The sequence below is a fragment of the Phytopseudomonas daroniae genome (assembly GCF_004327285.1).
In the GTDB taxonomy this organism is placed as follows: Bacteria; Pseudomonadota; Gammaproteobacteria; order Pseudomonadales; family Pseudomonadaceae; genus Aquipseudomonas; species Aquipseudomonas daroniae.
In genome coordinates, this window is sequence record NZ_QJUI01000011.1 from 124053 (window position 1) to 135769 (window position 11717).

Here is an 11717-nt window from a genome sequence, read left to right on the forward strand (position 1 = left end):
CGATGCCGCAGCAGTTTATCAGGACGCCTGCTGCTTACAACGGCAGGACGGTAAACACCTAAAACGTTTGCGCGGCCAGGCAGTCAAAAACGGTGAAACCCACCGCGACGCGAGGTTCGCATGTCCATTGACAATGATTTGAAGAAAGAGGTTCTCACCCGCCTGCTGCATGCCCACCCTGCCGGCCTGGGCAAGGAGGTGCTGGATAATTTCCGCGGCGAACACGCGGTCGTCGACATTCTCAAACACCTGCAGGACAGCGGGCTGATTCAGGACGGCAGTGTCTCGAGCACTGATGGTGAACTGTCCATCCACTACCCCATCAAGCTCGGCGCCTCTGGCGTCGAAGCGGCCAAACAGTTCGACGCCTGATCCGCCGCCAGGCCATCACGGCACTGTATTGAGCGCTGCCACCAACGCCGTTTTCTCGCGATGAGAAAACGGCGTTCTCATATCTGCCGGCCACCCGATATCGGCACGATCCGGCACAGCATCGACTAGGTGGTCGACAACGACGACAGCTACCACGCCAACCTGCACATCAACCCGCAGATCAAGTACGACCTGGCCAAGGCCATGAGTTAGGGCAGGAAGTTCTACGTGAGCGTCGAGTACGGCTACTGGAAGCACAAGTACGGCATCGACAACGACAGCCCGCTGGGTGACGAAAACCTGGGCGGCACCAACCAGAGCGCCATCAGTCTGCTGGTCAAGGCTCACTTCCAGGCAGTGGTCGGCCCTAGTCGCCTGCGAGATGGCGACAAGGCTACGCACGCTCCATTCGATGGCTCGTGACGTAATGATCAAAGATGACAGAGAGAAATCGCACGGAGGGTTTGCAGCTTGATGCCGCAGATGGTGCCCCGAGCCGGAATCGAACCGGCAAGACCTTGCGGTCGGCAGATTTTAAGTCTGCTGTGTTTACCAATTTCACCATCGGGGCAGCGAAATATGCGAGGGCTGGACTATATACACCCCCAGGCGACGCTGCAAGGTTAAAGCATGCAATAAAAAGCCTCGTAAATCAGTGATCTACGAGGCTATTTCGTTGACCGCGAGCTGACCACGCAGCTACGGCCTGATCGATTCAGGCGGGTCGCACCTCAGGTGTGCGCCGCCGGTATCGATTTACTTGCTGCTGCGACCGACCAGCAGGCCGATCAGCAGACCGAAACCCGAGGCGACGGCAACGGAAGTCCAAGGATTGCTTTCGATGCGATCCTGAGCGTTACCAATGGTTTCACGACCCAGTTCGACGGCCTCGCGGCTTTTGTCGGTGATCGAGCCTTTGGCTTCATTAAGCAGCGCGATCACTTTCTCACGGGCCTCGTTTGCCTTGTCGCCAGAAAAGGACTCGGCATCACCCAGCGCTTTGCTGGCCTGGTCGAGAAGTTTCTTCAATTCCTTGGCGCTTTCCTGCTGAAACTGATCCAGGCCGCTTTCCAGCGAAGTTTTACGAGCCATTAGCGAATACTCCATAAAGTGATTGACGCTATTTTGGAGGTGCCGCTGATCGCCAGAGTTCAGGTTTTTTGCCGATCACGGCCATTCGGCCCTCAAGAGTCCAGTTCGATGAGCCCGGTATGAGCGACATGATCGCCGGCCATGCCCCGCACACGGGCGCGCAGATCGAATGGCATATCGTGCTTGAACGTAATGGCGTGGCCGATCAACTGGCCGTCCTCATCGACGCGCTCGCGCTCTTCTTCCATCCAGGTTTCCAGCTCATCCTCCGTCAGCCCCAGCTCTTCAGCCAGCAGCGAATGGAAGCGCTCGAGGTCGTAGCCATCGAATTTTCCACCGTCCATATCGTCATCCTCCTCAATAGTCAGTCTTGCTAACTGAGGCTGCGGGATGTGGAGGCAGTTCACTCTGTCTGACCGCGAGCGCGGACGACGGCATCAGGCCTGCTTGCGATCACTCCCTGAATTCAGCGTGCGCAGATCCTGGCGTAGCTGCGCCACCAACTGAGATATCTGCCGCGAGGTCGACAACTCGGCGCGCGAAATGCCGGTGACATTCAGGTAAACCTGCGCAGTGACCGGATCCCTGATCTGGATAGTCACCGACTCGCTGCCATCTATGTAGCACTTGCAGGCCAGGGGTAGAAACGCACATTCGACGATGTGGCGCTGTTCGAGAACGGACATCATCCTGGAACCTCCTTCCTCAATGTTGACGACCCTCGGAGTTTAGTCCGTATAAAATCGCCCGGCATGAGGCATTTTGTCCCGTCTATCGGCTGGCAAGTCTTGGCCATTCAAAAATGCATCGTCTCAGCCTGTTCAACCACTGGTAAGTATCCCTGAACCTTGCATCAGTGACACCCCTCCCTATTCTCACCACCCCATGCGAGGGTGAGCCCAATAGCCGATGAGGTGTCACATGCACGCGAACAATGTTGAAGGTACCGAGCGTTTACTCTCACTAGCCGTTGGGATAATGGGAGTTGCTAGCGGCATCAAGCAGGGCGGGATCCGCGGTTTGATAAAAATCGCGGCGTCAACGATGATTGCGAAGCGCGGAATAACGGGGCATTGCCAGCTCAAAGGCCTGTTGAGCGCCTGTGAGCGAGAGGGCACCCAGGACGAGCGAGGCGCATCAGCTCCAGAGCGAGATAGAGGTCCAGCTCCGAAAGCCAGTAGCCAACTGCAGGATAGGGAGTCCCGCATGGATAACGCGCTCGAGGAGACCTTCCCGGCCAGCGACCCCATTTCGCCATAAGGCTACCGCCACTCCATCACGTGGCCAGCAGGATCAACAGGCCACGAGGTGGCCTGATCCCATCAGATATTGGCAGTCGAAAGCTGCAGCCATACCGAGAACGCGCCCAGAATTCCCCAGAACGCGCTGAACAACCAGGGCGCCCGGAGCGAGAACAGCAACGACTTGCGGTAGCGCTCTTCACAGGCCTCGGTTTCACAGAACAGCGGCGAATCATCATAGGCATGCCCGAATCGGGGTTCGCTGCGCAGCAGGGTGTCCTGCTTGAATTGCCAGTGCCCGATGATCGCTGCAGAAGCCCTGATACCAGGCCATGCGCTCAGAGAACTGACGATCCCCAGCAAAACCAGCAACACAGGAATGATCAGCGTGAACAGATCGCCCCAGGTCTCGTTGGTATTGGCCATCGAAGACGCATAGGCGATCACCAGAAACGACTGTGCACCCAGGTAGGCGTTGGTGCGGCTCGACAACTGGCCGGTCTCGTAATGAATTTCCTTGCGATAGAAATCCAGGCGCTCCTTCGGCGTACCAAACATCATGGAGTCGCTGGCGGATGTTTCAGTTTCGGGTGAATCGGGGGTAGCGATCAGAGACACAACGGTTACCGCGGGCAATGAGTACATTGCTTGGAAAGCCGCAGGAGTTTGCCGTTCACATTGATCGTCCTTCTCGATATCAACCAACACCAGATTCTCTCCGGCCCTGCATCAACCCTTGCACAGTTGTGGCCAGCAAAATCAAGGTTCGTGATCTTCTTTTATTTCGCGCACTATAATTCCGATCCGCCGGGAATCACGCCAGCCCCAACCAGCATCACTTACGCGACAGCGGATTTCAAAGCACACCCACGTGTTGAAGCCGGCCATCAAATCGCACGCAAAGAAAAAGCCCCATGGTCAGTAACCACGGGGCTTTCTATTTGGAGGCTGAGGTCGGAATCGAACCGGCGTTCACGGATTTGCAATCCGGTGCATAACCACTCTGCTACTCAGCCTTTAAACCGAACGGGCCGTACGTGACGGCCCGTTGAAATTGGAGCGGGAAACGAGACTCGAACTCGCGACCCCGACCTTGGCAAGGTCGTGCTCTACCAACTGAGCTATTCCCGCTTGTCTTGTCGACGGGCGCCATTCTATAGCTTCGCAACGCCCAGTCAAGCTCTTGATTCGAAAAAGTTATTTCTTTTCTGCGGTTACGCTGAGGTGCGGCCAGGCGGCCAGCAGGTATTGCACCATCGACCACAGGGTCAGTACCGCTGCGATGATCAACAATACATAGCCGATCAGCACCCAGAAGCCGAACAGCGGCGGGTTGCCGAGCAGGATCACCAGCGCCACCATCTGCGCGGCCGTCTTCCATTTGCCCAGGCTGGACACGGCCACATGCGCCCTCGCCCCCAGCTCGGCCATCCACTCGCGCAATGCAGAGACGACGATCTCGCGGCCGATGATGATGGTCGCCGGTACGGTCAGCCACAGGTTGGCGTGTTCGGCGACCAGCAGCACCAGTGCGGTGGCGACCATCAGTTTGTCGGCAACTGGATCGAGGAAAGCGCCGAACGGCGTGCTCTGCTCCCAGCGACGCGCCAGATAGCCATCGAGCCAGTCGGTAACGGCGGCAAAGGCGAATACCGCGCTGGCAGCCCAGTAGCTCCACGAAAATGGCATGTAGAACAACAGGATGAAGATCGGGATCAGCAGAACGCGGAGCACCGTTAGGAGGTTGGGGATATTCATCGGCTCGACTGGGCGGTTAGGTGAGGCGGCATTCTACTCGCTGTGCAGGGCTGCATAAATCAACCCTGCCAGCTTTTTACTGATACCGGGCGCTTTAGCGATTTCTTCGGCACTGGCACGGGACAACTCTTGCAGACCACCAAAGTGGTTGAGCAGTTCACGGCGTCGCTTCGGCCCTACTCCAGCCACCTCCTCCAGACTTGAGGTGCGCCGCACCTTACCACGGCGGGCACGGTGCCCAGTGATGGCAAAACGGTGCGATTCGTCGCGAATTTGCTGGATCAGGTGCAGTGCCGGTGAATTACCCGGCAGGGTGAACTCGTGGGCAGCATCATTCAGATAAAGGGTTTCCAGGCCGGGTTTGCGCGTAGTGCCTTTGGCCACACCAAGCAGGATCAGTTCTGGCACTTCCAATTCCGTCAGCACCTCGCGGGCCATCGCCAATTGGCCCTTGCCGCCATCGACCAACAGAATATCCGGCAGCTTGCCCTCGTTCTGCTTGATCTTGCTGAAGCGACGGCTCAGCGCCTGGTGCATGGCGGCATAGTCGTCGCCGCCGGTCACACCCTCGATGTTGTAGCGCCGATAGTCCGATTTGAGAGGGCCTTCAGGGCCAAACACCACGCAGGAGGCGACGGTCGCCTCACCGCTGGAGTGGCTGATATCGAAGCATTCCAGGCGCTGTGGCACTTCGTCCATGTCCAGCGCCTCGGCCAGGGCGTCGAAGCGCCCCGCCATGTGCGCACGGTTGGCCAGCCGGGCGCCCAGCGCCTGCTCGGCGTTGGTCACGGCCAGCGCTTGCCAGCGCGCGCGGGTGCCGCGGACACGGTAGCTGATGCCCAGCTCACGCCCGCGCAGCTCATTGATGGCGGCGATCAGGACGGGATAGTCTTCATGGGGCGCGTTGACGATCAACTCGGTCGGCAGGTCGCGCTCCTGGCTGCCCAGGTAGTACTGGCCGAGGAATGCCACGAGCACGTCCTGCACCTCTTCCTCGATCGCCACCTGGGGAAAGAAATTCTTGCTGCCAAGCACGCGCCCGCCGCGCACGCTGATCAAGTGTACGCAGGCGCCGCCCGGATTGACCATGGCGGCGATAACGTCGACGTCGCCAGTGCCGCCTTCCATGCTCTGCTGATCCTGCACACGACGCAGCAGGGCCATCTGGTCACGCAGTTCGGCAGCCTTCTCGAAATCCAGCTCCATGGCCGCCTGCTGCATGTTCGCGGACAACTCGGCATTCAGGGCGTTGCTACGCCCTTCCAGGAACATCACCGAGTGGCGCACATCCTCGGCATATTCGGCCGGTTCGACCAGGGCGACACAGGGCGCCTTGCAGCGCTTGATCTGATACTGCAGGCAGGGCCGCGTGCGGTTCTTGAAGTAGCTGTCTTCACACTGGCGCACCAGAAAGGTCTTTTGCAGCAGTGCCAGGCTTTCGCGGATCGCGCCGGCGCTCGGGTACGGCCCGAAATAGCGCCCTTTGCGGTTCTTGGCGCCACGATGAATATCCAGACGTGGATAGTCGCCATCCGACAAAAATACGTACGGATAGGACTTGTCGTCGCGCAGCAGGATGTTGTACGGCGGCCGCCATTCCTTGATCAGCGTCTGCTCGAGCAGCAGCGCCTCGGTCTCGTTGGCGGTGATGGTGGTTTCCACCTGGGCGATCTTGCCGACCAGCGCGGCGGTCTTGGTCGCCAAGCCGGTCTTGCGAAAGTAGCTGGCAAGGCGCTTCTTCAGGTTCTTGGCTTTACCGACATACAGCAGGTTGGAGTTCGCATCGAACATGCGATACACACCTGGGCGACCACTGCAGGTGGCGAGAAAGGCACTTGCATCGAACACGGCAATGACTTCAGCTGGTGGCATCGACCATGCCATGACGGACTGCCAGCAACGCCAGCTCCACATCGCTGGTGATCGACAGTTTTTCGAAAATCCGATAGCGGTAGGTGTTCACCGTCTTGGGCGACAGGCAGAGCTTGTCGGAAATGCTCTGCACTTTATGGCAACCGGCGATCATCAGGGCGATCTGGATCTCACGCTCGGAGAGCAAATCGAATGGCGAATTGCTGCTCTGTGGCTGGAACGACTTGAGGGCCAATTGCTGGGCAATCTGCGGGCTAATGAAGCGCTGCCCAGCGAAGACCATACGAATGGCCTGAACCATTTCCTCCAACGCGGCGCCTTTGGTCAGATAGCCGGCGGCACCCGCCTGCAAAAGACGCGTAGGAAACGGATCTTCTTCGCAAACGGTGACAGCTACAACCTTGAGGTCGGGATGGCTGCGAATCAGTTTGCGGGTGGCCTCGAGGCCACCGATGCCAGGCATTTTCACGTCCATCAGGACAACATCCGGCTTCAGCTCACGAACCTTCTTCAGCGATTCCTCGCCGGAACTGGCCTGACCGATGACTTGCAGGCCCTCGATATCGGCCAGCATGCGCGAAATGCCCGTACGAACGAGGTCATGATCATCAACAACCAATACCTTAATCAAACGAACACCTCGTACCTGCGCGAGCGCCGCACAGCGACTGCCTGGGAGAACCGCACCATATCAAAAAACCTGACGCCTGAGTTAACTCCGAACGTCAAGTATAGGCGCATGGTCAAATGCTCTCACCCTCCGCAGACGCTAATAAATGACGAAAAACATATTGAAGTAGAGGCCTTGATAAGCAAGGTCGCTATTAGCCTGACCTGGTGCCAGCCTTCTACAGCGCCCTGGCCTCCTCGACTCCGTCATCGGAACACGAGTAGATAAGACCATCGACGCGAACGAGAAGGCAGATTGACTTTTACAAGCCTCACCATCACTGTATACACATACAGCTAACAGGGTGAGTACTCATGGCAAAAAGCACCTCATCGGCGGCAGCGACGCCTCTCTCGTACGAACTGCTCGGAGCCCGAGTTTCACGGGTCATCAACTCACCGGCGGCGCAAAAGGCTCGAACGGCAGTGTTACTCCGGGCTGATGACGACAGCCCGGATGACTGGGCACGCATCCTGGAGGAAATCGGTGAGAACGATAACGTGACGATCGCCCACCGGGACGACGGTTACCAGCTCTTCTGGACGGTGCCAAAAGAGGACTGATCCGTCGCGCGCGCTGAAATTGCCTCTTCCAGCTCGCGCCCAAGCACCAGAAGCCAACGCTGACCTGCGCAATTGCTACGCCGGTATGGATGCCTGAACAGACAAGAACACATGTCGAGACGGTGATCTTTCAAGCACGAGACGGCCTTGGATCAAGCAGTGAAATTCGCACCTGCCCACCCACTCAGCCAGCTACAAAACAGGTAAAAAAAAGGCCTAGAAATCATCTAGGCCTTTGATCTTGCTAAAAATTTGGTGGAGGGCCAGGGATTCGAACCCTGGGAACGCTATTAACGTTCGCCGGTTTTCAAGACCGGTGCATTCAACCGCTCTGCCAACCCTCCAGATTGGTATGCTCTGCTTCATCTAGCCGAAACATCCCTTTGCAACCTTATCGACTGCGGGCGGCATCTTACCGGAACGTAACACACTGTCAAACACTCTGATTTGGCAGTACCCAAGGCTCTGTTATGATGCCTTCCGACCTTGGTCACGGAACCATTAGCCTTTACAGGAGTGTCGCCATGCGCGAACAAGATTACGCACACAGCCCTACGCAGGTTGAACAAACCGCAGTCAGCAGCGTTCTGCGCAACACGTACGGCTTGCTGGCTCTCACCCTGGCATTCAGTGGCATTGTGGCGTTCATGGCACAGCGTGCCAATGTGCCCTACCCGAACATCTTCGTGGTGCTGATCGGCTTCTACGGCCTGTTCTTCCTGACTGCCAAGTTGCGCGACTCCGGCTGGGGCCTGCTGTCCACCTTCGCACTGACCGGTTTCATGGGTTACACCCTGGGCCCGATCCTCAACCGTTACATGGGCATGGCCAACGGCGCCGAAGTCGTCAGCTCGGCATTCATGATGACGGCTGTCGTCTTCTGTGGTCTGTCCGCCTACGTGCTGACTACCCGCAAGGACATGAGCTTCCTGAGCGGCTTCATCACGGCCGGTTTCTTCGTTCTGCTGGGTGCGATACTCGCTAGCTTCTTCTTCCAGATCAGCGGCCTGCAACTGGCGATCAGCGCTGGCTTCGTGCTGTTCTCGTCGGCCTGCATCCTGTTCCAGACCAGCGCGATCATCCATGGCGGTGAGCGTAACTACATCATGGCGACCATCAGCCTGTATGTATCGATCTACAACCTGTTCATCAGCCTGCTGCAGATTTTCGGCATCATGGGTGGTGACGACTGATCCGCTAAGCGCCATACAAAAGGCCCGCCATTCAGGCGGGCCTTTTTATTTGTGAAGCATTCGAAAGCTATTGCTGAGCCTTTTCACGCATTCCTTTAAGGGTGTTGAATGGTGCATCCACGACGAATTTGTTAGATAGCCAGGAGGGAACGCTACCGCCTGGATCCGTATGCACCTCGTAGATGACCTCGACCAGGCCGTCGGCCTTGGGCGTCATCGTCCAGTATCCTTCCACGCTAGCCACCCGCACATATCCTTTTTCTTCCGGCCTGTAGTCGGGCACGCCATGCAGTTTTCGAGTGATGCTGCCATTGGCGCCCCGTTCAGTCGTCACTTCGATAATTGAATCACGCGGCGTCACAGGCCATGGGGTATTGAAGCGCGTATACGTCCAGCTCTTGTCGCCCTCGTGCTCGAGCAGCCGCTGCTCCTGGCACTCATGAATCCAGGCGCAGGAAGCTACGACATCCTCCTGCAGCGCCTTGAGCTTGCCTATGTCCGCTTTTACCAGGGTCACGCCGCGGTAAGCCTTGTATGGGGAGCCGGCCACTTCGCTCAGGTACACCTTGATGCCCGACTCGTCTTTCGTCAGACGCCAATCCTCGGCGTGAGCGGCAGACGCGATACAAAGGAGTGTGCTTGCTACCACCAAACGGCTCAACGACATGTTCTTCTCCGAATTCACGTTTTCTTGGCACCTGTTCACCGCATCAAACGGCTGTTGCCGTAGCGCCCTCCAGCCAGGCGAGCAGGCGGACGGCTTCTTCACGGCTATTACCGCAGACATCGAAATCCGCTGAAAATGCCGAGCACACTTCAGGGCGATCCGGATGACCGAAGATATTGCAGCGGTTGTCCTGGGTGAGATTCACGCAGCGCTGACCTGCCGGCTTGCCGTTGGGCATGCCAGGGATGAAGGAACTGATAGAAGGGGAAATGCAGCAGGCGCCACAACCGGGACGGCATTGCATGAGACGAAACCTCGAACGAACGACACTGCGCTGAGCAGTGCCAATTCTAGCGCGCCAGACAGGCCGTCGGCACTCCCTGCCAGCAGCCTCGATCCAGCGAGTGCCGAATCACTGGCGATATCCGGTTGAGCATCGAGAATATCCACTTCCAACTGATAAGTAACAGGACGATGTCCTGCTGTTCGCCGAAGATCATCGTCGTTTCACGACTACTGAGCGCCTGGAAAAGAGGAACATGATCTTCTATGTCGTAACGTATAGCCAGCAGCGGGAAGAGACAGAATGCATGGCGGCACTTCGCAATGGCACGAAACGGGCCATTCGTCGGTCAGACTCTGCAGTGCTTATGGCCGAGTGGAACGCACCGCGTTTACGGACAAGGAGAAGCTATGGGGTATTGGCTGGTCATCGACCTGGAAGCCACCACGGAAGAAGGTGGCTGGCCCATCGAACATATGGAGATCATCGAGATCGGCGCCAGCCTGGTGAACGCCAGTGGTCATGAGATCGACCATTTCCAGCGCTTCGTGCGGCCGCTGCGGCGCCCCAACCTCACCCGTTTTTGCCGGGAACTGACCCATATCAGCCAGGCAGAGGTCGATTCAGCGTCGACACTGGCCGCCCTCTGGCCGCAATTCGAACGCTGGCTGGAACCGCATCGACCGCGCCTGCAGGGCTGGTGCAGTTGGGGCGACTACGACCGCAAGCAGTTGCAGCATGATTGGCAAAGCAGCGGGCTGGTCAGCTACCTGCAGACTCTGCCCCACCTGAATCTCAAACGACGTTTCGCCGAAGAACGCCACCTGGCCCGCCCGGTCGGGCTGAATGCGGCATTGCAACTGGCCGGCATCGGCTTCAGCGGCCAGCAGCACCGCGCCCTGAGCGATGCCCGCAATACCGCCCGCCTGCTGCCGCTGGTGATGACCGGCTGAAGGTGCACGCCTACAGGTGACGTCAGGAAATGCCTTGGGCATACTTGCCGGCCATTTATTTCTGTCCCTTAGCGAGGATGCACATGTTCAAGGTCAATGAGTATTTCGACGGCACCGTCAAATCCATCGCGTTCGGCATGGCAGAGGGTCCGGCCACTATCGGCGTAATGGCTGCAGGCGAGTACGAGTTCGGCACCAGCCAGCTGGAAGTCATGCATGTCATCGCTGGCGCGCTGACCGTGCAACTACCGGGTAGCGACAACTGGGAAACCTTCACCGCTGGCAGCCGCTTCACCGTACCGGCCAACAGCAAGTTTCAACTGAAGGTCGAGCAAGACACCGCCTACCTGTGCGAATACCGCTGACAGGTTGCTCCCGCTCCAGTGAAAACGCCCCGTGATCGGGGCGTTTTCACTTCTGGCGCAAGCGAGCGCCTAGACGCGCAGTTCCATACCTTCCCTGAGAAATCGCGGGGCGATGTAACGCTCGAAATGCGCCTCGGAGAGCAGGAAGAACTCGCGGTCGATGGCGTCACGCAGGTCAGGCAGTTCCCAGTCGCGAAACTCCGGCAGCAGGGAAATACCGTAGGCGTCCACCTGGGTGATCACCCGGGCGCCACGGGCCAGCAACTGGTAGGCCCAGCAATAGGCGGATTGGTGTGGAACGAAGCGGATCTTTCGCTGCTCTAGCTGTTTAAGCAGAAGCCCCTCGTCGAAAACCTCCAGCTTGGCGGTCATCACCTGTACCAGCAGCATCTCCAGACGCAGCCACACCGCCTGTTTTTCCTCGTCGCTGTAGCCGTTCCAGTTGATCACCTCGTGGTGGAAGCGCTTGCAGCCGCGGCACACGGAGTCCCCGAATACCGTGGAGCAAAGGCCTACGCAAGGCGTCTTGATACGTTGATTGGACATGCGTTGCATCGATACACAGGACTATAGAGGGTGCATCTTAGCCCTTTGTCTAATACGGATCACCCCTGAGGGTGATGGGTCTTTCGCTTAACTTTGCTCCAGTTTTCCGCTAGAATCAGCGCGCCTTGCGAAAGGCGCCAAT

General features: G+C 57.9%; 15 protein-coding genes, 4 tRNA genes and 1 pseudogene. 6 read left to right on the forward strand and 14 right to left on the reverse strand.

Annotated elements, in window-relative coordinates; all coding sequences use genetic code 11:
• The first annotated feature begins 120 nt into the window (after positions 1–120).
• Together DNK06_RS14095 and DNK06_RS14100 are read left to right on the forward strand one after the other, a co-directional pair.
• Entirely contained in the window at positions 121–372 is a 252-nt protein-coding gene (locus tag DNK06_RS14095) for a hypothetical protein (RefSeq protein ID WP_131180627.1), read from the forward strand.
• Positions 373–501: 129 nt separating this feature from the next.
• A pseudogene (locus DNK06_RS14100) lies at positions 502–723 on the forward strand (outer membrane protein OmpK); the annotation flags it as partial.
• Between the two features lie 133 nt (positions 724–856).
• Here the strand turns inward: DNK06_RS14100 and DNK06_RS14105 are convergent.
• The 10 genes from DNK06_RS14105 to gacA form a co-directional block, all read right to left on the reverse strand.
• Positions 857–943: transfer RNA gene (locus tag DNK06_RS14105), tRNA-Leu, on the reverse strand.
• A gap of 185 nt (positions 944–1128) precedes the next feature.
• Positions 1129–1464, reverse strand: coding sequence for an ElaB/YgaM/YqjD family protein (locus DNK06_RS14110; RefSeq protein ID WP_165493632.1), 336 nt, complete (start codon positions 1462–1464; stop codon positions 1129–1131).
• Between the two features lie 92 nt (positions 1465–1556).
• The gene (locus tag DNK06_RS14115) at positions 1557–1808 is read right to left on the reverse strand and encodes a hypothetical protein (protein ID WP_131180629.1); all 252 of its coding nucleotides are present in this window, start codon (positions 1806–1808) and stop codon (positions 1557–1559) included.
• 93 nt (positions 1809–1901) lie between these two features.
• Entirely contained in the window at positions 1902–2153 is a 252-nt protein-coding gene (locus DNK06_RS14120; RefSeq protein ID WP_131180630.1) for a DUF1652 domain-containing protein, read from the reverse strand.
• 633 nt (positions 2154–2786) lie between these two features.
• Positions 2787–3323, reverse strand: a complete 537-nt coding sequence (locus DNK06_RS14130; RefSeq protein WP_131180708.1) for a hypothetical protein — start codon at positions 3321–3323, stop codon at positions 2787–2789.
• A gap of 324 nt (positions 3324–3647) precedes the next feature.
• A tRNA-Cys gene (locus tag DNK06_RS14135) sits at positions 3648–3721 on the reverse strand.
• Between the two features lie 39 nt (positions 3722–3760).
• Positions 3761–3836, reverse strand: a tRNA-Gly gene (locus DNK06_RS14140).
• Positions 3837–3902: 66 nt separating this feature from the next.
• Positions 3903–4463: a CDP-diacylglycerol--glycerol-3-phosphate 3-phosphatidyltransferase gene (gene pgsA / locus DNK06_RS14145; protein WP_131180632.1), complete on the reverse strand. Its 561-nt coding sequence runs from the start codon at positions 4461–4463 to the stop codon at positions 3903–3905.
• A gap of 33 nt (positions 4464–4496) precedes the next feature.
• Positions 4497–6335, reverse strand: a complete 1839-nt coding sequence (gene uvrC / locus DNK06_RS14150) for an excinuclease ABC subunit UvrC (RefSeq protein ID WP_131180633.1) — start codon at positions 6333–6335, stop codon at positions 4497–4499.
• On the reverse strand, positions 6322–6966 hold the full coding sequence (gacA, locus tag DNK06_RS14155) for a response regulator transcription factor GacA (protein ID WP_131180634.1): 645 nt from the start codon (positions 6964–6966) through the stop codon (positions 6322–6324). Before gacA ends, uvrC begins: the two co-directional genes overlap by 14 nt.
• A gap of 353 nt (positions 6967–7319) precedes the next feature.
• Here gacA and DNK06_RS14160 point away from each other — a divergent pair, with 353 nt between their 5' ends.
• A complete protein-coding gene (locus tag DNK06_RS14160; protein ID WP_131180635.1) occupies positions 7320–7568 on the forward strand; it encodes a DUF1654 domain-containing protein in 249 nt (82 codons plus the stop codon).
• 253 nt (positions 7569–7821) lie between these two features.
• Here the strand turns inward: DNK06_RS14160 and DNK06_RS14165 are convergent.
• Positions 7822–7912 (reverse strand) — tRNA-Ser (locus tag DNK06_RS14165).
• A 180-nt stretch (positions 7913–8092) separates the two neighbouring features.
• Here DNK06_RS14165 and DNK06_RS14170 point away from each other — a divergent pair.
• Positions 8093–8761 carry a Bax inhibitor-1/YccA family protein gene (locus tag DNK06_RS14170; RefSeq protein ID WP_131180636.1) on the forward strand — a complete coding sequence of 223 codons (669 nt, stop codon included), beginning with the start codon at positions 8093–8095 and terminating at the stop codon, positions 8759–8761.
• Positions 8762–8828: 67 nt separating this feature from the next.
• Here the strand turns inward: DNK06_RS14170 and DNK06_RS14175 are convergent, their stop codons facing one another.
• Entirely contained in the window at positions 8829–9428 is a 600-nt protein-coding gene (locus DNK06_RS14175; protein WP_131180637.1) for an START domain-containing protein, read from the reverse strand.
• Between the two features lie 43 nt (positions 9429–9471).
• Entirely contained in the window at positions 9472–9732 is a 261-nt protein-coding gene (locus DNK06_RS14180; protein WP_131180638.1) for a YkgJ family cysteine cluster protein, read from the reverse strand.
• Between the two features lie 389 nt (positions 9733–10121).
• Between DNK06_RS14180 and DNK06_RS14185 the strand changes: the two genes are divergently transcribed.
• Positions 10122–10664, forward strand: coding sequence for a 3'-5' exonuclease (locus tag DNK06_RS14185; RefSeq protein WP_131180639.1), 543 nt, complete (start codon positions 10122–10124; stop codon positions 10662–10664).
• 83 nt (positions 10665–10747) lie between these two features.
• Positions 10748–11029 carry a pyrimidine/purine nucleoside phosphorylase gene (gene ppnP, locus DNK06_RS14190; RefSeq protein ID WP_131180640.1) on the forward strand — a complete coding sequence of 94 codons (282 nt, stop codon included), beginning with the start codon at positions 10748–10750 and terminating at the stop codon, positions 11027–11029.
• A 69-nt stretch (positions 11030–11098) separates the two neighbouring features.
• On the opposite strand, the gene DNK06_RS14195 is transcribed toward ppnP, so the two are convergent.
• Positions 11099–11575 carry a DUF1289 domain-containing protein gene (locus DNK06_RS14195; RefSeq protein WP_131180641.1) on the reverse strand — a complete coding sequence of 159 codons (477 nt, stop codon included), beginning with the start codon at positions 11573–11575 and terminating at the stop codon, positions 11099–11101.
• Positions 11576–11717 lie beyond the last annotated feature (142 nt).

Bases quoted from the DNA above. Each gene is read 5' to 3' on its own strand.
- DNK06_RS14115 (WP_131180629.1), bottom strand. From the start codon at position 1,808: ATGGACGGTGGAAAATTCGATGGCTACGACCTCGAGCGCTTCCATTCG.
- ppnP (WP_131180640.1), top strand. From the start codon at position 10,748: ATGTTCAAGGTCAATGAGTATTTCGACGGCACCGTCAAATCCATCGCG.
- DNK06_RS14185 (WP_131180639.1), top strand. From the start codon at position 10,122: ATGGGGTATTGGCTGGTCATCGACCTGGAAGCCACCACGGAAGAAGGT.
- DNK06_RS14160 (WP_131180635.1), top strand. From the start codon at position 7,320: ATGGCAAAAAGCACCTCATCGGCGGCAGCGACGCCTCTCTCGTACGAA.
- DNK06_RS14195 (WP_131180641.1), bottom strand. From the start codon at position 11,575: ATGTCCAATCAACGTATCAAGACGCCTTGCGTAGGCCTTTGCTCCACG.
- pgsA (WP_131180632.1), bottom strand. From the start codon at position 4,463: ATGAATATCCCCAACCTCCTAACGGTGCTCCGCGTTCTGCTGATCCCG.
- uvrC (WP_131180633.1), bottom strand. From the start codon at position 6,335: ATGCCACCAGCTGAAGTCATTGCCGTGTTCGATGCAAGTGCCTTTCTC.
- DNK06_RS14120 (WP_131180630.1), bottom strand. From the start codon at position 2,153: ATGATGTCCGTTCTCGAACAGCGCCACATCGTCGAATGTGCGTTTCTA.
- DNK06_RS14180 (WP_131180638.1), bottom strand. From the start codon at position 9,732: ATGCAATGCCGTCCCGGTTGTGGCGCCTGCTGCATTTCCCCTTCTATC.
- DNK06_RS14175 (WP_131180637.1), bottom strand. From the start codon at position 9,428: ATGTCGTTGAGCCGTTTGGTGGTAGCAAGCACACTCCTTTGTATCGCG.
- DNK06_RS14170 (WP_131180636.1), top strand. From the start codon at position 8,093: ATGCGCGAACAAGATTACGCACACAGCCCTACGCAGGTTGAACAAACC.
- DNK06_RS14110 (WP_165493632.1), bottom strand. From the start codon at position 1,464: ATGGCTCGTAAAACTTCGCTGGAAAGCGGCCTGGATCAGTTTCAGCAG.
- DNK06_RS14095 (WP_131180627.1), top strand. From the start codon at position 121: ATGTCCATTGACAATGATTTGAAGAAAGAGGTTCTCACCCGCCTGCTG.